Source organism: Nocardia sp. NPDC056000 (assembly GCF_042269265.1).
GTDB lineage: Bacteria > Actinomycetota > Actinomycetes > Mycobacteriales > Mycobacteriaceae > Nocardia.
The window spans coordinates 219248-235544 of record NZ_JBHJXS010000009.1; the positions used below are offsets into that span (position 1 = coordinate 219248).

Consider the following 16297-nt stretch of genomic DNA (forward strand, 5'->3'; position numbering starts at 1 on the left):
GTCAGCCGAAATCGATTGGCGTATCCGCCATTCGAGACGGACCGGCCCGGAGATTCTCGATGGCAGTATTGAACGCCGCGGCCAGGTAGGTTGTCGATCCGGTGGCGAGTAGCAATGCGTTCGCGCCGTGTATGCCCGCTACCAGTGCCGCGGCGCTGCGGCGGGCATCGAGATCGGCTCGGACCGAGCCATTGGCTTGCAGACTTTCGATGCCGGACTCGACGACCCGCTGAAGCTGCTCGGTGAATTCGGCGATGACGGCGCGGGCGCCCGAACCGGCGCGGCCGAGATCGATCAGCAGTAGTCCCGAGGGGCAGTCGTTGCGGTCCAGATCGTATTCGCCCAGGAGCTGGTCACGCCATTGCGACCAGCCCTCACAGGTGCTCAGACTTGGGATACGGGCACGCATTCGATCCATGGCGCTGTCCGCCTCGCGCTGGGCCAGGGATTGCAGCAGCTCGTCCTTGCCGCCCGGAAAGTAGTGGAAGAGCTGGCTTTTGCTGGTGCCCGTCGCGGCGCAGACGTCGTCCAAGGTCGTTGCCGCGAGGCCGCGGCTCACGATCAGCGCACCACAGGCGGACAGGATGCGCGCCTTGGTCGACTGCCCCTTGGCAGTGAGCGGTCGCGGAGTCATCCCTCCGTTCTACACAGAATGGACTTGCTGGTCCATTTTGTGCGGGCCACTATCGCCGATGACATCCGCGACGGATTAACGCCCGGGCGGCACTTCGACGGCGAGGACTCTCATGACCACCCTGCACACCCTCGATATCGAGACTCGATTCGCGCTGCGAGACCTGGTGGATCGCTATGCCAGAGCCATCGACTCACGCCTGTCACCAGAGCTCGAGGCCCTGTTCGACGCGGACGCGGTGATCCTGCTGCCGGAGCTGATCGCGCGCCGCACCGGCAATCGAGAACTGCGCGATTTCGCCACGATCGTGCCGAATCTGACTTCGATGTTCGAGGCCACGCGGCATCTGATGTTCCAGCAGACCCTCACCGTCGTCGACGGGAAGGTGCACGGAGAGGTGTATAGCGAAGCGCATCACCTGTATCGAACTCCCGCTGGGCCGCGCGATGCGGTGATGCACTCGCGCTACCTCGACGTCTATGTCGAACAGGAAGGGAGTTGGCGGTTCTCCCAGCGCGAGCAAGTGCTCGACTGGATCGACGACCGTTCCCTCTCGGAGAGTTCTCCAGTGGTTTGAGCGGGGTTCGCCACGCCCCCAACCGAATTGACAGCAGGGGGCGCGGTCACCGATGGATTCGCCGGCGAATTAACGCCGCTTATCGAGCATTGGCGGTGCAGAACAGAACGCTGACCGCCGTTGCCGACAGGTCAGCCGAGCCGACATTTGCCAGCATCGCGCGTGGATAGTGGCGCGCGAGGCTGTCGTAGGCGGCGCGCAACGCGCTCGCGCGGTCGCGGCCCGAACCGCTGCCCGCCGCGTATTGAGCCGTGCCATCGTAGACGGCCGGATCATTGCGATATACGAGCGCACCGCAGCCATTCGACCAGGCTTCGACGATGAAGCAGCCTGGACGGCCGCCTTCACTGCAATTGGCCAGCGCCAGATCCATCGCCTGCTCGCGACTGCTCGCATTGACACTGGAACCGTAGCTCCAGTTCTCGACGCTGAATGCGATCGCACCGTGCAGCCCAGCCGCATTCGCGGTACCCGCCCCGATCACTGTCCCACCCGCAAGACCCACCGCTGCCACCGCGACAACTGCCTTGCCTATGAACTTCATCAAGCACTTTCCTTCGTGAACACGTCTTCCCGACCCGGACGAATCATGGCTGATCCCTACCGAATTCACCCAATCAGCCAGGTGCGGCGTATAACGCACTGCTTCCGCCGGAAAGAGTTCACCCGCTCGGGAATTCGCATGTGTAGGTTCGGAGCCGAGTCGGTTGAATGATGAAGGGTTGATTGATGGACACGGCGTTCGATGTCGCTGAACTGGTTGGTTATCGGTATCGCGTGGATGACTACTACGAGGTCGGGCGGGAGAAGATTCGCGAGTACGCGCGGGCCGTGCAGGATTTCCATCCGGCGCATTGGACCGAGACGGCCGCCGGTGAACTCGGGTACGACGGCCTGATCGCGCCTACGACGTTCGCGTCGATCGTGGCCATGCGGGCCAATCGGGTGCTGCTCGAAAGCGTGATGACCGGGTACGACACGTTCGTGCATACCGATCAGGTTTTCGAGATGTACAAGCCGGTGCTCGCAGGGGATCGGTTGACCAGCGATGTCGAGTTGTCCTCGGTGCGCACGGTGGCGGGTAAGGATCTGCTGACCATCACCAATACCTTCACCGATCAGTCCGGCGAGGTCGTCCATGTCATGCATACGACCGTCGTCGGAATTACCGGCGACGACGTCGGGGCCGATATCGGCGATGCGGTCGACGGGGTGATCATGAGTGGTCTGGACGGGTCGTCGCCCGTGTCCGCGGTGCCGCACACGGTGATGGATCAGCCGGTACAGGCGAGTGCTCGGTATTCGCAGCACTCACGAACGCGGTTGCCGCACACCGCACTCCGGTTCGAGGATATCGCCGTAGGCGATGAGCTACCGGCGCGGACGGTCAAACTGACCCGAGGCGATCTGGTGAACTACGCGGGCGTCGCCGGTGATGTGAATCCGATCCACTGGCATGAGGAAGTCGCTTCGCTGGCCGGGCTCCCCGATGTGATCGCACACGGCATGCTGACCATGGGCCTGGGGGCGGGGTTCATCACCGATTGGCTGGGCGATCCGGGCGCCATTGTCCGATTCGGAGCCCGCCTGTCGAACTACACCGTCATCGAAGCCGGCACGGCTGGTGACGTCGAGTTCAGCGGCAAGGTCAAATCGATCGACCCCGAAACCCACACCGCCACAGTGGTTCTCATCGCGAAGTCGGCCGGGCGCAAGATCTTCGGCCTCGCCACGATGGATGTCCGCCTCACGTAGCCGATTCCCAATTCGCCTCAGGGACAACTCATCTGGGCTCGGCGGCGGTCACCGATCGACGAGCCCAGGTCTCGCGGATTGCGACCGCGATGAGCACACCGAAAACCGAGATCGCCAGACTCGGCTGAAATCCCCAGCGCCCGTCGGGAAGTGTGCATGCGACGAGGAGCAGACATAGGAACGGCACCGCGATCGTCACGATGCCACGCCGCCACCGGCCGATCGCGGCGGCTTCGACCACAGCCGCCGCGACCACCACGATGAATGCGACCATCCCGAACGTCGAAATGCTGCCGATCGACCCGAACCAGCCGGCGGGCTGGTAATCGGCATATCGGCGGATTCCGTCGCCGGTGCCGTAGGTCAGGGTGCCCGCGGATCGGTTGCCTATGAACGCGAAATCGAGCTGCCGGGCCTGGCCGTCCGGCAACCACCACACCCCGCCGACCAGGCATGAGACCACGATGAAGCTCCACCACCCGGCGCGTCCGACCAGCCGGGAACCGTACAGCAAACGCATTCGGTTCACGATATTCGCCAGACCTGAACGATCCCGGTCAGGAGCAGCGGGCGGGGAAGATCGGCACCGCGGTGCGCGGTGGCACGATCGCGAACGAGGGGAACACCAGTCCGCTGGGGCAGGTGTAGTCGCCGGTCGCGAGCGCTGGGGAGTCACTATCGTTGTAACACATATTGCCTGAACACCAGGCTCCGCCCGGATCGGCCACCGCTGTTCCGGCCGCTCCCGCGAACATAGCCGCGGTAATCGAACCCGCAGCGAGAAAATGCTGTACACCGACCATGACTGCCCTCTTCTCACTCGGAGTTCACGAACGAGTTGGTGGTTATCCGGATGATCCGGTTGGCAAATTATCGGCTATCCGTGTGCCGCCGCACGCGCGAAGTGACGTACATCAAATTCGGTCCGGAATGTGCCGCACTCGGGCTGCGTGAATGAATCTCCCGCGCCGCGGAAGCCTCCGGCCCAGCCGGGCCAAGGATCGAATTGCGGTGCCGGAGTGGGATTCCTCCGGCACCGCGTCGAAGCATCGCCGCTGTTCACACGGGGCAGCGCGTCCAGCGAACGACCCTCGGGTCCGACCCCTGCCGTTTGCGGGTCAGCAGGGCATTGGCGTCGAACAATGACTAACTTACAGCCATATAAGACGCTGTCAAATCCTCGATTTCCGCTAGAATCGTCAGACACTTAGCACCGTTGACGGGAGAGCACGGACATGCACTCCCCCGCCGACGGCCGGGCAACCTCATACTCGGTCACTTCCATGGCTGGCAGAAGGACCATTCAGGAGCCGCAGGGCAGGCGGCCCCGGGCATCCGAAGCGGATGCGGCCAAATAGCCAAACGACCACATCCGGTGAGCGCGAGACCATGGCCCACCCTCGAATCCCCGAGTGCGACAGTAGTTGTCATCGCTGGCACAAGCCATACTCAACACCCGTGACGGCACGATAAGTCGGTCGCCGTGCACTCCACGTCACCGATCCCTATGCGATAGCTCGCATCTCAGGCAGGAGTTCGGGATCGACGCGCCGCTCACACTTTGAATGAATGCAGGCTTGCGAGGAGCAGGGTCTGGTCGGTGTCGAACCATTCGAAGGTACTGACGGTTTCGAATCCCAAGCGGGCCGCGAGATCGAGTGAGCGCTTGTTTGCCGTTCGGGTCGCTATCAGCACCGGCTGGTCGGGGAGTTCGGCGGCGGTCGCGCGCAAGGCGGCGGTCGCGGCCTCGAATGCCAGTCCGGCGCCCCAGGTTTCGCGGCGCATCAGGTAGCCGAGTTCGAGTTCGCCGCCGCCGTCCACGACATGGCCGGGCCAGTCGGCGGGGCGCCGCTTGATTTCGAAGGTGCCGAGCATGGTGTCGGTGATCTTGTCGGCGACGATGAAATGGCCTGGAGTGGCGGTCGTGTTGACTGGGCCTCCGATTCTGTCGAGACGCTGCTCGGCATCCTCACGGGTGCGTGGAGCAGCGATGTGGGTCCAGACTTGCGGGTCGGTTTGCAGCTCGATGAGGCCGTCTCGATCGGTGGCGCGCGCCTTGCGTAGCAGCACCCTGTCCGCTGCGATCTCGACAGCGGACAGCACGGGCAACAGGCTCATAGGAGACTCCATTTGCTCGAGGGTATCGAAGGTTCAGGCGAGGGACACCACGACAACCGCCGTCAGAGCAAGCAGTAGGTAGATCACGGCGGCTACTCGTAATCCGAAGCGCAGCAATTGGTTTTCGGTAATGCCCGCGGTGGTGGCGCGGTCGCCGGCTACCGCCAGGATGAGCATGATCATCGGGAGGGAGGTGAAGACGGCGTGGCCGGCGGCGCTGTTCTGGAGGGCGGCGAACCAGGTGGTGAGGCCGGTGGGGGCGAGTTGCTGTTGGAGGGACATCATCAGGACATTGCCGCCTACGTTCGAGCCGGTGACGAAGCCGCTGAGCATGCCGAGGGCGGGGGCCGCAAGGGCGACAACGAGTTCGGGGGCGGTGGCTACCGCCGCGCCGAGGTGGGCGATCATGCCGCTGTCGGCCATGAGGCGGCCGAGGATGACGAAACCTGTCAGGGCGAGCAGGGGTCGGGTTACGCGGGTGAGGGCGGCGCGGGCGTCGGGCAGGTGCGGGCGGCCTCGGTCCAGCAGCAGGGCGGCGGCCAGCAGTGGCAGACCCAGGGAGGACAGCAGGGCGAAGCTCGCGCCTCCGGCGTGCAGGGCCAGGGTTGGGACACCTGCCGCGGTCGCTATGCGCAGAATTGCGATGCCGCCCAAGACAATTCCGTAGGCGCGCAGAACAGCGCCCGGTGGAAGCAATCGCCCCGCGGGTACGGAGCCTGCCGTAACCAGAGCGGTGCCGCCGGAGCCGCCGTTTTCCGCAAGCAGGCTGTTCCCCTCGGACGCACCGATTTCGGCAGCCGCAGGACTGTCACCGGGTGTGCCGCTTTGCGATCGGATCGTTTGCGATTCGATGCGATGCCGTCGAATCGCGCTCAGGGTGAGGCCGACCGTCGTGGCGAACAGTCCGGCCAGGACACCAGCAGGCGGGACGATACCCAGGCGGTTGATGATCAGCAGTCCGAGGGAGAGTAGCGAACCGGCTCCGGCGGCGAGAACCGCTGTGCGCATGCGGTTTTCGGGCTGGGATAGCAACGCCGCCCAGACCGTCACCAATGGGAAGATCATGGCGCTGGTAATCGCGGTGGCGGTGCCGAGGGTGGCTACCGGCATTTGCGTGAGCGCGGCTCCGATCACCGTGGCCAAACCCAGTGTGCCCCAAGGGATGATATTCATGCCGAGCATGGCTTGGCGCAGCGCGGTCGCGGGCGGAGCGAGGGCCAGCAGCACCGGAACGGTGACCAGGAGCGAGACTCCGAATCCGGTGAGCGCCTCCACTGTTGGGGCGATTCCGGCGACCACCAATGCGATTTTCGCTGGCCCCGAGAGCGGTAACCCGCGGACCCATTCCTGTAGGGAATGGTGCACGCCTTGGCGGGTGAGTACCTGGCTGAGGTAGACACCGGGCAGCATGACAGCGGCCGCGTTGAGTACCAGCAGTCCGGCTCCCCCAGCGCCCCCGCGCATGGCGTCACCGGAGAGAGTGAACTCCGGCCGCCACCAAATCAACAGTGCCGCAACGACCGCGCCGGTCGTGGCCGCCCAGTGCGCCGGGCGGCGCAGTCCCATGATCATGCCCAGCACCACGACCAGCGGCGATACCGCTAATGCCCACATCATTGCCTCCCACGGCGGTTCGTCGCTTCCTACTGCGACACAGCCTGGCCGCCGGGGTGGGGCGAGGTATTGAACAAAAATCTCAGCACGGGCGATGAGTGGACATCGCCCGGCGGATTCGAAGGTCAGGGTCTGATCGCGCCAGGCGTCACGCCGAAGTAGCGCTTGCAGATTCGCGTCAGGTGCGCCTGGTCGGCGAAACCGGTCTCGGCCGCCACCGCCGCCGGTTGCCCACCGGTCAGCAGCAATCGGCGAGCGTGGTTGGCGCGCAACCGCAATAGGTAGGCGTGTGGCGGTAGACCATATGCCTGCCGGAACGCCGGGATCAGCGTGGCGCGCGAAATCCCGGACACGGCGGTGAGTTCGGCGACGGTGACGGCTTCGCGCCATCGATCATGCAGGAGTTGGCGTGCGGCCTCGACTCCGTGGCGGGGCAGTGGAATTCCCGCACGCTCACGACCGCCCCGCGCGTGCCGCCCCAGCACCGCGCCGAGCCCGGTGAGCAGCAACGACTCCGCGCTCAGCGGATCGGTCGCCTGCTCCTGGGCCTGATGCACGATCCGCAGTCGCGCGAACAATTCGTCATCGCGCACCGCAGTTTCGGGAAACCACACCTCACGGGTCCCCAGCTGCGCGCCCGCCAGCTCCTCGACCAGAGCGGTGTCGAAATAGAACATCCGATAGCGCCATCCGGATTCGGCGGCGGCGAAACCGGTGTGCACCTGGCCGGGATTGATGATCACCAGCTGACCGGCCGGAATCACCACCTTGCCGCCCGCCATGTGCAGCCCCTCCGCACCCTGTTCGATCATCCCCACCGACAGCTGATCATGGCTGTGCTTGTCGAATTCGAACGTTTCGAAGCGGGCGGCCAGCAGATCCACCTGGGAGCTGGCGTCGGCGGTCCAGAGTCGAGCGTGCTCACCTGCCGATCCCACTCGCGCAGGCTAGCAAATCCGCGGCGGCGTGAGCGGCGGCAATGATTCCGGATGGTGCGGTTGGCGTTCCACGTCCCCCTATTGACGCGGGATGACCGTTTGGGGTGACCGAACCCGCCATAGGCTTCCGGCGTGAGAACCGAACACTTCACCTTCAGCAACGACGGCGATCAGCTGGTAGGCGTCCTGCACCTGCCCGAGGGCGAGCCGCTCGCCGCGATCGTCACCAGCGGCCCGCTGACCTCGGTCAAGGAGCAGGCCGCCGGTGCGTATGCCCGGGCGATGGCCGAACGCGGTTTCGCCGCACTGGCTTTCGATCACCGAACCTTCGGTGAGAGCGAAGGCCAGCCACGGCAGTTCGAGAATCCGATCGGCAAGGCCCAGGATATTCAGCAGGCGGTGACCGCGCTGCTCGCCGATGAGCGGACCAGCGGGCTGCCGGTGGTCGCGGTCGGGGTGTGCGCGGGAGCGGGATACATGGCGCGTGCGGTCGCGGATGATGCGCGGATCCAGGCGTTCGCGGGTGTGGCCGGGTACTACTCCGATACCGCCGACGCCCCGCCGAGCCAGGAGGCGATCGCTCGCGGGCGGGCCGCCGAGCAGGTGTGGCGGGAAACCGGTGTCGCGGAGACGATTCCGGCGGTCGCGCCCGATGGCGGCGATGTGGGTATGCCGTTGCGCGAGGCGTACGAGTACTACGGCACCTCCCGGGGCGCGGTGCCGAACTACACCAACGGGTACGCGGTGCAATCCTTCGCCTACTCGGATTTCGACACCATCGAGGCCGCTGCCCGGCTCGCGGTGCCGTTCACGATGGTGCATTCGGAGAACGCGCTGGTGCCGCCGTTCGCCCGCAAGTTCTACGCGACGGTGTCGAGCCCCAAGTCCGAGCTGTGGCTCGACTCGGTCGGTCAGATCGACTTCTACGACGATCCGCGGCTGATCAATGCCGCCGCCGACGCCGCCGCGGCACACTTCCGTTCGGTGCTGACTCGCTGAACCTCCGGATAGCCCGCCTCGTGTCATAGCGGGGCGGCAACGCCCGGTTGGTCGTTCGGTTCACCGCTGTCAGAGGGGTCCGCGGTGGGCCTGAACCGGCTGGCCGGTGCGGAAATCGGCCGGGCTCTGCCCGGTCCACTGCACGAAGGCGCGTCGCAGCGCGCGGGCATCGGAGAAACCGACCCGCGCGGCGACCGCCTGCACGGTGAGGTCGGTTTCGCGCAGCAGATCCATGGCCCGCTGCCGTCGCACCCGGTCGACTTCGTCGCGCCAGCCGGTGCCCAGTTCGGTCAGTCGGCGCTGCAAGGTGCGCGGGCTGGTGAGCATTCGAGCCGATACCGTGCCCAGGCTCAGATCACCGGACGCGATCGCATCGGCGACGGCGGTGTGAAACCGATCCAGCCAAGAGGGGAGCGGCCGCGCTCCAGCGAGCGTCAGCCGCGCGTAGTCACACAGCAGATCACCGAGGTGCGGATCGCGCCCGGTGGGCAGATCCGCGATGTCGAGAAAACTGATCTCCGAATGCGAGGCGCCGAAATCGATTCGGCTGGTGCCGAATTCGTCGATCAAATGCGCATGTCGCCCGCTGGCGCGATGGGTGAACGCGACCCGAATCGGAATGATGTGCGTTCCGGTGGCCTCGCGCACCCGGCGCAGCACCAGCGCGAGCACGAATTCTTCGACCGGCACGAAGACCGGATCGGCCTCCACGGCCACCCCGACTCGAACGGTGAGCATGCCACCGTCCTCGAGCACCTGCCAGTCGACCGACGGATCAGTCACCGCCGACCGCAATTCCATTACCGTGCGCAGACTTTCAGCCAGCGTCGCCCGGCTGGAAAACAGATAATCCCAAACCCCCAGCGTCCCGCGCCCAGCCGCAGCGCTGGCGCACAGTCCCGCCCCCGGCCCGCCGGCGAACCCGATCATCTCCCACATCCGCCACGCCGATTCGATGGGCACCCGTATCCGATCGTCCCCCAACGCGACCGGATCCATCTCCACCGCGCCGGACAGATGAGTCGGGGACACACCGACGGTCAATGCGGTCTGCTGGAGCACGAGCGCGGTGCGAGTGGGGATGGTGCCTTCGATCACCGGCGGAGCATATCGGCAATTCAAGACCGAACGGTTTGCTAGGGATATCCTCCGCGGCCCACACGCACCACCGTGGACCCTACCCGCCGTGCCAGCTTGATGGTCTGATCAACGTTCGGCCGGGCGACTCGAGCGAGGGGGCAATTGACGGCCCAAGATCTTCTCGGCATCAAGGCGTCGCTTCTCAACCTGCTCGGGAGTCAGCGTCTTACGGACGAGAAACATCGATTGCTCCGTCAACGCACTCATCGATCGCTGCCTTTCGCACCTACCTCATGCCCGCCGAATGGTACGAGCTGTGCACTCTTTCCACACAGCTACATCGGCGCGCGACTTCGAGAAGAGTTGGCGGGTGGGGAAACCACCAGGTGGAAGCAAGTGGTTGGGGATAGGGTGCTTCGATGATCGAGAACACCATCTCCTCGCGGCTGGCGTCGCTGGTGTGGGAGACGGCGTTGCGGGCTGGGGTGTGCCGGGCGCAGTTGGCGGGTGGGCTGGGGGTGGACGCCGCGGTGCTGGGGGATGATTTGGTGCGGGTGCCTACCGAGTCCGCTTGGCGGATGTGGGAATTGCTTTATGCGGCTGTGGGATGTCGGTCGGGGTTGCGGGTGGCGGCGACCGCGACGCGAGGGCGGCTCACGGTGTGGGACTACTTGTTCACCAGTGGCGCTACGCTCGCGGAGAGTTTGCGGACGGTGACGGGAATGCGTGCGGTGGTGGCTGATCCGCGCGGTGGGGCCGAGGTGATCGTCAGTGGTGGACTGTTGACGGTGCGGGATTTGTCGGCGGTTGAGCCCGGGCCGATTCTGGGGATGGTGGATGAGTTCACGCTGTCGGTGATGTTGCAGCGGGCGCGCGAGGCTACAGGGCAGCATCTGGTGCCGATTCGGGTGAGCTTTCGGCACGCGGCGCCTCGTGAGCACCGGCATCTGAAAGATGTATTCGGCACCGACCGTATCGAATTCGACGCACCGTATGCCGAGATGACATTTCTCGACGTGGCCGAGTTGCCAACCGGTAGCGATCCGGAGCTCGGGAGGATTCATCGGCGGCATGCCGAACTGCTGCTGGTCGAGGCGAAACTGCCGCCGCATCAGGGTGATCGGGTGCGAATGGCGTTGCACGAAGCGGTTCGGGGTGGTGAATACCGGCTCGAGCTGGTTGCGCAGCGGTTGTCGATCAGCCCGCGCACGCTGCAGCGGCGACTACGCGAACAGGGCACCAGTTGGCGTGATGAGGTCGACGCGATCCGCCACGAGCAGGCTGCTGAACTGTTGCGGGAGACCGATCTTCCAATTCGGTCGATTGCGACCCGGCTGGGGTACACCGACCCGCGCGCGCTGCAGCGGGCCTTTCAGCGGCAGACCGGTCGCTCGCCCGGCGAGTTCCGGCGGGCGGGCGAAGATCCTTCAGCTGAGCGGGTGACTCGTGCCACAATTCAGCAACTTTGAATGATGAACGCGGCGCCTACAGAATTATCTTCAGAGATATAGCGATCGATTCGAATCATATTCATACTCTCCGTGAGCGGTCATTCGGCCGCAGTCGCTGACGTTCAGGGAGTACTGAATGAGGATCGGAATCCCCCGCGAAGTGAAGAATCACGAGTACCGGGTCGCGTCGACGCCCGCGGGCGTGCGGGAGTTGGTGCATCGCGGACATGAGGTCTACATAGAGAGCGATGCCGGAATCGGATCCTCGTTCGACAATGCGGCCTACCTCGATGCCGGGGCGCGGGTGCTGGAGTCCGCCGATGAGGTGTGGGGTGCGGCAGACCTGGTCCTGAAGGTGAAAGAGCCGGTGGCCGAGGAGTATTCGCGATTGCGGGCCGGGCAGGTGCTGTTCACCTACCTGCACCTGGCCGCATCGCGCGATTGCACCGATGCGCTGCTGGCCTCCGGAATCACCTCCATCGCCTACGAAACCGTCACCGCCGCGGACGGATCGCTGCCGCTGCTGGCTCCGATGAGCGAGGTGGCCGGGCGGTTGGCGACCCAGTCCGGTGCGTACCACCTGATGCGCAGTGGCGGTGGGCGCGGCGTGCTGCTCGGAGGCGTGCCGGGCGTGCGGCCCGCGAATGTGGTGGTCATCGGCGCGGGTGTGGCCGGGCGCAATGCGATTGCCATCGCGCACGGGATGCGCGCCGATGTCACCGTGCTGGATCTGAATGTCGCACGGCTGCGCGAGATCGACGATCTGTATCACGGGCAGGTGCGCACCGTGGTGTCCAATCGCACCGAGATCGACAACCTGGTGCTCGAAGCGGATCTGGTGATCGGTGCGGTATTGGTGCCGGGCGCGAAGGCCCCGACGCTGGTGTCCAATGCCCTTGTCTCGCACATGAAGCCGGGTTCGGTGTTGGTCGATATCGCGATCGATCAGGGTGGCTGCTTCGCGGACTCGCGACCCACCACCCATGACGAGCCCACCTATCGCGTGCACGACTCGATCTTCTATTGCGTGGCGAATATGCCGGGCGCGGTGCCGCACACCTCGACGGTTGCGCTGACCAACGCGACTCTGCCGTACGTGGTGGCGCTGGCCGATAAGGGCTGGCGGGGTGCGACCGCCGCGGATCCCGGACTGGCCGCCGGGCTGAGCACCCATGCCGGTGCGCTGCTCTCGGAATCGGTTGCCGCCGCGCATGATTACGCCGTCGAGCGGGTGGCGGTCTAGCAGCTCAGGATGATTCGCGTCCTGCGGTCTGGATGTGTTCGAAGATCAGGATGGTCTCGGTCGAGGCGACCGCGGGATGGGCGCTGAGATTGTCGAGCACGAACCGCCGCAGGGCATCGGAGTTCGCCGTCGCCACGTGAATCAGATAGTCGTCGGCTCCGGCGATGAAATAGACGTTCTCGACCTCGGGCACCGCGGCCATCTGCTCACCGAAGGCGGCGAGCTGGCCGCGAGCGTCCGAATGCACCCGAACCGCGATCATCGCCTGCAGATCGCGGCCCAGCGCGGCCGGATCGATATCGGCATGGAATCCGCGAATCACCCCGCGCTCGACGAGGTTTCGCACCCGCCCCAGGCAGGTGGAGGGTGCGATACCCGCGGCCGCGGCCAGCGCGCTATTGGTCATACGGCCATCGCGCGCGAGCTCGTCCAGCAGCACCAGGTCAACGGCATCGAGCGCCGGTGCGGTTCGCATCGGGTCCACGGCTGTCATCGGCACCAAAGGATCGTTTCGCACCTCCGCACAGTATCGAAGATCGTTCGGCAGTGAGCCGTGATGTCATCGAAAGATTCGGACTAGCTCTCGCGCAACACCGCACGCAGCCGGGTCGCGAACGAGTCGGGATCACCGACGAATCCGGTGTGGTCACCGGGGAACAGTGTGGGTTCGCTACCCAGCGCCGTGGTGAGCGCCCGCGACGAACGATCGCAGAGCTGCCCGGAAGAATCCTCGCCGATACCGATCACGATGCGTGCGCTCGCGTCGCGGAGGGCAGCGATATCGGGCGAGAAGTGCGTGGTCGCACGCAGTTCACGGGTGAACCAGCGGTGCTCGTCGGCGAGCTGGCGCGGATCGCGCTCCCCGCCGAACATCATCTCCAGCAGGCCCGGGGGCAACTGAATATTGGCCTGGCTCATGAACTTTCCCCAGGCGCCTAGCGTATCGCCGCTCAGATGGGTGGCGATGATCTCCTCGGTACCGGCATGCAGTTCCACCCGATCGTCGAGTAGTTCGATCAACGGCGGCTCATGAGCGATGACGGTATGCACCTGTTCGGGATGCGCCTCGGCGAGCGCCAGCACCGTCACCGCGCCACCGCTGGAACCGAATACCGTGGCCGGCCCGGCATCGATATGGGCGAGCAGCCGCGACAAGTCCCCCGCGCGCAGCTGCGGGGTGGACTCCTGCTCGGGATCATGGACCGGGCTGCGATTGATACCGCGCGGATCGGTGGTGAGCACTGTGTGGTCGACCGCCAGCAGCTCGGCCAGCGGCGCGAACGCCGACGCGTCCATCGGCGCTCCGACCAGAGCGATCAGGGGGCCGGTGCCGCGCAGTTCATAGTGCAGGCGCGCATCGTCGACCTCGAGGGTGTGGGCGGGGGTGGATACAACGGATTCGGAAATCATTGGGCACTCCTGTGCGTCAAGCCATGCTGTCCGACTAACTTAACTGAACGGTACAGGACAGTTGATCCGTACTCAACAGTTCAGTTAGTAGGTACTATGGGACCTGTGACGACCGATCAGGAACGAGTCCCCGCCGCGGCTCCCACCGGCAAGCGCGCCGAACGCAGCCGCCAGGCGATTGTGTCCGCCGCGCGGGAAGCGTTCGTGCGCAATGGATTCGACATCGGCATGGATGCGATCGCGGCATCGGCCGGGGTTTCCAAGGTGACCGTCTACAACCACTTCAAGAGCAAACAGGACCTGTTCAGCGAAGTCATCGGCGAGGCGATGGACGAAGCCCACGCCACCCTGGCCGATGTGCGCGCCGACCTCGCCGACGCCGAGGACACCCGCGAAGCCCTGATTCGCATCGCCTGGGCCCTGATCAACACCGCGAACGATCCCTCACGGCTCGGTCTGCGCAATGTGGTCACCGCAGAACTACATCGCTTCCCCGAACTCGGCGACGCCTGGCAGCAGCGCGGCCCGGCGCGATCCGCGGCCAACCTCGCCGCCGCCCTCCAAGACCTATGCGACCGAGGTCAATTGGAGATCCCCGATCCCGAGGTAGCGGTCATCCAATTCTTCGGACTGACCGTCTACCCCCACCTGATCATGGGCTCCTTCGGCAGCTCCATCGACTCCGACCTCACCGATCGTCTCATTCGCGACGGCGTCGACATGTTCCTCAGCCACTACCACCCGCAGCATCGGGCGTAACCGCAGAACCGTTCGTCGCGCACACTCTTGCGAATCTGTCTGGGACAGCTTATTTTGATGACATTGCTGTCCGGTAATTGAGTGCTGCTCACTGTCGCATTCGTGCCCGGACATCCATGACCGAGCCACTGCTGAACCTGATCACCTAGTGAGACACCCATGGGCACGAAGAGCACACCATCCTTCGACGTACTCGTCATCGGCGCGGGATTCGGCGGGATCGGGACCGGCGCGGCCCTGCGCCGCGCGGGCATCGAGAACTTCCTGATCATCGACAAGTGGCACAGCGTCGGCGGCACCTGGAATGCCAATACCTATCCGGGCGTCGCCGTCGACGTCCCCTCGCCGATCTACAACTTCTCCTTCCAGCAGCGCTCACGCTGGTCGCGATTCTTCGCGCCCGGCAACGAGATTCAGCATTATGCCGAGGAGGTAGTGGATCAGCAGGGTTTGCGTGGCAAGCTGCGCCTGGGCTGCGGAGCGAGCGAGGCCCGCTTCGACGAGACCGCGGATATGTGGCGGGTGCGCACCAGCGACGGTGACGAGATCACCGCGCGCTTTCTGGTGAGCGCGGTCGGCGCGCTGGAACAGCCCAAGCCACCGGCGATTCCGGGCATCGACAGCTACTCCGGACGCCTCATGCACACCGCGCGCTGGGATCACTCCTATGACTACAGCGGTAAGCGGGTCGCCGTCATCGGCACCGGAGCCACTGCGCTACAGGTGATTCCGCAGCTGGCAGCCAAGGTCGAACAGCTGACGGTATTCCAGCGCACCGCGATCTGGGTCGCGCCCAAACCCGATTTCCCGATGGGCACGATCAGCAATCGCGCACTGGACTTTCCGCCCGCGCAGCAGGCGGTGCGGTTCATCGGCAATGTCGCGGTGAACGCGTTCCTGGGCATCGGATTCGCGCTGTCGGACTATCCGCGACTGACTTCCGCGGTGCTCGGGACCGGCGAGGCGGCATTGAAAGCCTATCTGTACACCCAGATTCGCGATCCTCAGCTGCGACAGGCGCTCACCCCGACCTACCGGCTCGGCTGCAAACGGCCTTCGATCTCCAATACCTATTTCCGGACCTACACCCAGCCGCACGTGGAGCTGATCACCAATCCGATCGAGAAGTTCACCGCCGACGGCATCGCCACCGAAGACGGGACGCTGCGCGAGTTCGATATGGTCGTGACCGCCACCGGCTTCCAGGTCATGGACAAGGGCGCGACCCCGCCATATCCCGTATATGGCTGCGGCGGAATCGAATTGGGCGAGTTCTGGGACCAGAACAAATACCAGGCCTACGAGGGCGTCTCAGTGCCCGCGTTCCCGAATATGTTCCACATTTTCGGCCCCTACGGATACGCCCCCGGCTCGGTCATCCCGCTCATCGAGGCGACCGCCGCACACAGCGCCCGGGCGATCAAGGAAACATTGCGCCGCAACGCCACTCGCGTCGAGATCCGGCAGCAGCCGCACGATGAGTACTTCGCGCGCATGTACGCACGCAACAAGAACACCTACCTGTTCAAGCAAGGGTGCGCCGAATCACGCACCTACTACATCAACTACCAAGGCGATGGCCCGGCTTTCCGAGCCACCACCCAGGCCGGAATGTATTGGAGCAACCGGCATTTCCCGCTGGACCACTACCGATACACCACCCGGCCCACCGTGTCGGCCGCCGCCGGTGCCGCCCGAGAGCTGGCCACCAATCCCTGA

At 65.0% G+C, this 16297-nt stretch carries 17 protein-coding genes; 7 read left to right on the forward strand and 10 right to left on the reverse strand.

The genetic code is table 11. The features are described 5' to 3' along the window. Position 1: 1 nt before the first annotated feature. Positions 2-634: a TetR/AcrR family transcriptional regulator gene (locus tag ACFC4D_RS26335; RefSeq protein ID WP_376067398.1), complete on the reverse strand. Its 633-nt coding sequence runs from the start codon at positions 632-634 to the stop codon at positions 2-4. 112 nt (positions 635-746) lie between these two features. On the opposite strand from ACFC4D_RS26335, the gene ACFC4D_RS26340 reads away from it, so the two are divergent. Continuing rightward, positions 747-1211 carry a nuclear transport factor 2 family protein gene (locus tag ACFC4D_RS26340; protein WP_376067400.1) on the forward strand — a complete coding sequence of 155 codons (465 nt, stop codon included), beginning with the start codon at positions 747-749 and terminating at the stop codon, positions 1209-1211. Positions 1212-1290: 79 nt separating this feature from the next. Here ACFC4D_RS26340 and ACFC4D_RS26345 read toward each other — a convergent pair whose 3' ends face one another. After that, complete coding sequence (locus tag ACFC4D_RS26345) at positions 1291-1755, reverse strand: DUF4189 domain-containing protein (RefSeq protein WP_375960714.1); 465 nt, start codon at positions 1753-1755, stop codon at positions 1291-1293. A gap of 185 nt (positions 1756-1940) precedes the next feature. Between ACFC4D_RS26345 and ACFC4D_RS26350 the strand changes: the two genes are divergently transcribed. After that, positions 1941-2966, forward strand: coding sequence for a fused (3R)-hydroxyacyl-ACP dehydratase subunits HadA/HadB (locus ACFC4D_RS26350; protein WP_376067403.1), 1026 nt, complete (start codon positions 1941-1943; stop codon positions 2964-2966). 28 nt (positions 2967-2994) lie between these two features. On the opposite strand, the gene ACFC4D_RS26355 is transcribed toward ACFC4D_RS26350, so the two are convergent. From ACFC4D_RS26355 to ACFC4D_RS26375, 5 genes are all read right to left on the reverse strand, one after another. Continuing rightward, the gene (locus ACFC4D_RS26355; RefSeq protein WP_376067405.1) at positions 2995-3486 is read right to left on the reverse strand and encodes a hypothetical protein; all 492 of its coding nucleotides are present in this window, start codon (positions 3484-3486) and stop codon (positions 2995-2997) included. A gap of 37 nt (positions 3487-3523) precedes the next feature. Beyond that, a complete protein-coding gene (locus ACFC4D_RS26360; protein WP_376067407.1) occupies positions 3524-3769 on the reverse strand; it encodes a hypothetical protein in 246 nt (81 codons plus the stop codon). A 751-nt stretch (positions 3770-4520) separates the two neighbouring features. Further along, positions 4521-5084, reverse strand: coding sequence for a GNAT family N-acetyltransferase (locus ACFC4D_RS26365; protein ID WP_376067410.1), 564 nt, complete (start codon positions 5082-5084; stop codon positions 4521-4523). Positions 5085-5117: 33 nt separating this feature from the next. Beyond that, entirely contained in the window at positions 5118-6701 is a 1584-nt protein-coding gene (locus ACFC4D_RS26370; protein ID WP_376067413.1) for an L-lactate permease, read from the reverse strand. A gap of 122 nt (positions 6702-6823) precedes the next feature. Continuing rightward, on the reverse strand, positions 6824-7636 hold the full coding sequence (locus ACFC4D_RS26375; protein ID WP_376067416.1) for an AraC family ligand binding domain-containing protein: 813 nt from the start codon (positions 7634-7636) through the stop codon (positions 6824-6826). 132 nt (positions 7637-7768) lie between these two features. Between ACFC4D_RS26375 and ACFC4D_RS26380 the strand changes: the two genes are divergently transcribed. Continuing rightward, positions 7769-8635, forward strand: a complete 867-nt coding sequence (locus tag ACFC4D_RS26380; RefSeq protein ID WP_376067419.1) for an alpha/beta hydrolase — start codon at positions 7769-7771, stop codon at positions 8633-8635. A 69-nt stretch (positions 8636-8704) separates the two neighbouring features. On the opposite strand, the gene ACFC4D_RS26385 is transcribed toward ACFC4D_RS26380, so the two are convergent. Then, positions 8705-9733 carry a helix-turn-helix domain-containing protein gene (locus tag ACFC4D_RS26385; RefSeq protein WP_376067421.1) on the reverse strand — a complete coding sequence of 343 codons (1029 nt, stop codon included), beginning with the start codon at positions 9731-9733 and terminating at the stop codon, positions 8705-8707. Positions 9734-10134: 401 nt separating this feature from the next. Between ACFC4D_RS26385 and ACFC4D_RS26390 the strand changes: the two genes are divergently transcribed. Beyond that, positions 10135-11184, forward strand: coding sequence for a helix-turn-helix domain-containing protein (locus ACFC4D_RS26390; protein ID WP_376067423.1), 1050 nt, complete (start codon positions 10135-10137; stop codon positions 11182-11184). 118 nt (positions 11185-11302) lie between these two features. Beyond that, the gene (ald, locus tag ACFC4D_RS26395; protein WP_375957601.1) at positions 11303-12409 is read left to right on the forward strand and encodes an alanine dehydrogenase; all 1107 of its coding nucleotides are present in this window, start codon (positions 11303-11305) and stop codon (positions 12407-12409) included. A 4-nt stretch (positions 12410-12413) separates the two neighbouring features. Here ald and ACFC4D_RS26400 read toward each other — a convergent pair whose 3' ends face one another. Together ACFC4D_RS26400 and ACFC4D_RS26405 are read right to left on the reverse strand one after the other, a co-directional pair. Further along, positions 12414-12902, reverse strand: a complete 489-nt coding sequence (locus tag ACFC4D_RS26400; RefSeq protein ID WP_364651262.1) for an Lrp/AsnC family transcriptional regulator — start codon at positions 12900-12902, stop codon at positions 12414-12416. Positions 12903-12985: 83 nt separating this feature from the next. Continuing rightward, on the reverse strand, positions 12986-13819 hold the full coding sequence (locus ACFC4D_RS26405) for an alpha/beta fold hydrolase (protein WP_376067426.1): 834 nt from the start codon (positions 13817-13819) through the stop codon (positions 12986-12988). A 105-nt stretch (positions 13820-13924) separates the two neighbouring features. Here ACFC4D_RS26405 and ACFC4D_RS26410 point away from each other — a divergent pair, with 105 nt between their 5' ends. Continuing rightward, positions 13925-14578 carry a TetR/AcrR family transcriptional regulator gene (locus ACFC4D_RS26410; RefSeq protein WP_375957595.1) on the forward strand — a complete coding sequence of 218 codons (654 nt, stop codon included), beginning with the start codon at positions 13925-13927 and terminating at the stop codon, positions 14576-14578. 159 nt (positions 14579-14737) lie between these two features. Continuing rightward, positions 14738-16297, forward strand: coding sequence for a flavin-containing monooxygenase (locus ACFC4D_RS26415; RefSeq protein WP_376067429.1), 1560 nt, complete (start codon positions 14738-14740; stop codon positions 16295-16297).

Coding starts and splice junctions, on each gene's coding strand:
- ACFC4D_RS26335 (WP_376067398.1), bottom strand. CDS start 634: ATGACTCCGCGACCGCTCACTGCCAAGGGGCAGTCGACCAAGGCGCGC.
- ACFC4D_RS26340 (WP_376067400.1), top strand. CDS start 747: ATGACCACCCTGCACACCCTCGATATCGAGACTCGATTCGCGCTGCGA.
- ACFC4D_RS26345 (WP_375960714.1), bottom strand. CDS start 1,755: ATGAAGTTCATAGGCAAGGCAGTTGTCGCGGTGGCAGCGGTGGGTCTT.
- ACFC4D_RS26350 (WP_376067403.1), top strand. CDS start 1,941: ATGGACACGGCGTTCGATGTCGCTGAACTGGTTGGTTATCGGTATCGC.
- ACFC4D_RS26355 (WP_376067405.1), bottom strand. CDS start 3,486: ATGCGTTTGCTGTACGGTTCCCGGCTGGTCGGACGCGCCGGGTGGTGG.
- ACFC4D_RS26360 (WP_376067407.1), bottom strand. CDS start 3,769: ATGGTCGGTGTACAGCATTTTCTCGCTGCGGGTTCGATTACCGCGGCT.
- ACFC4D_RS26365 (WP_376067410.1), bottom strand. CDS start 5,084: ATGAGCCTGTTGCCCGTGCTGTCCGCTGTCGAGATCGCAGCGGACAGG.
- ACFC4D_RS26370 (WP_376067413.1), bottom strand. CDS start 6,701: ATGATGTGGGCATTAGCGGTATCGCCGCTGGTCGTGGTGCTGGGCATG.
- ACFC4D_RS26390 (WP_376067423.1), top strand. CDS start 10,135: ATGATCGAGAACACCATCTCCTCGCGGCTGGCGTCGCTGGTGTGGGAG.
- ald (WP_375957601.1), top strand. CDS start 11,303: ATGAGGATCGGAATCCCCCGCGAAGTGAAGAATCACGAGTACCGGGTC.
- ACFC4D_RS26400 (WP_364651262.1), bottom strand. CDS start 12,902: ATGACAGCCGTGGACCCGATGCGAACCGCACCGGCGCTCGATGCCGTT.
- ACFC4D_RS26405 (WP_376067426.1), bottom strand. CDS start 13,819: ATGATTTCCGAATCCGTTGTATCCACCCCCGCCCACACCCTCGAGGTC.
- ACFC4D_RS26415 (WP_376067429.1), top strand. CDS start 14,738: ATGGGCACGAAGAGCACACCATCCTTCGACGTACTCGTCATCGGCGCG.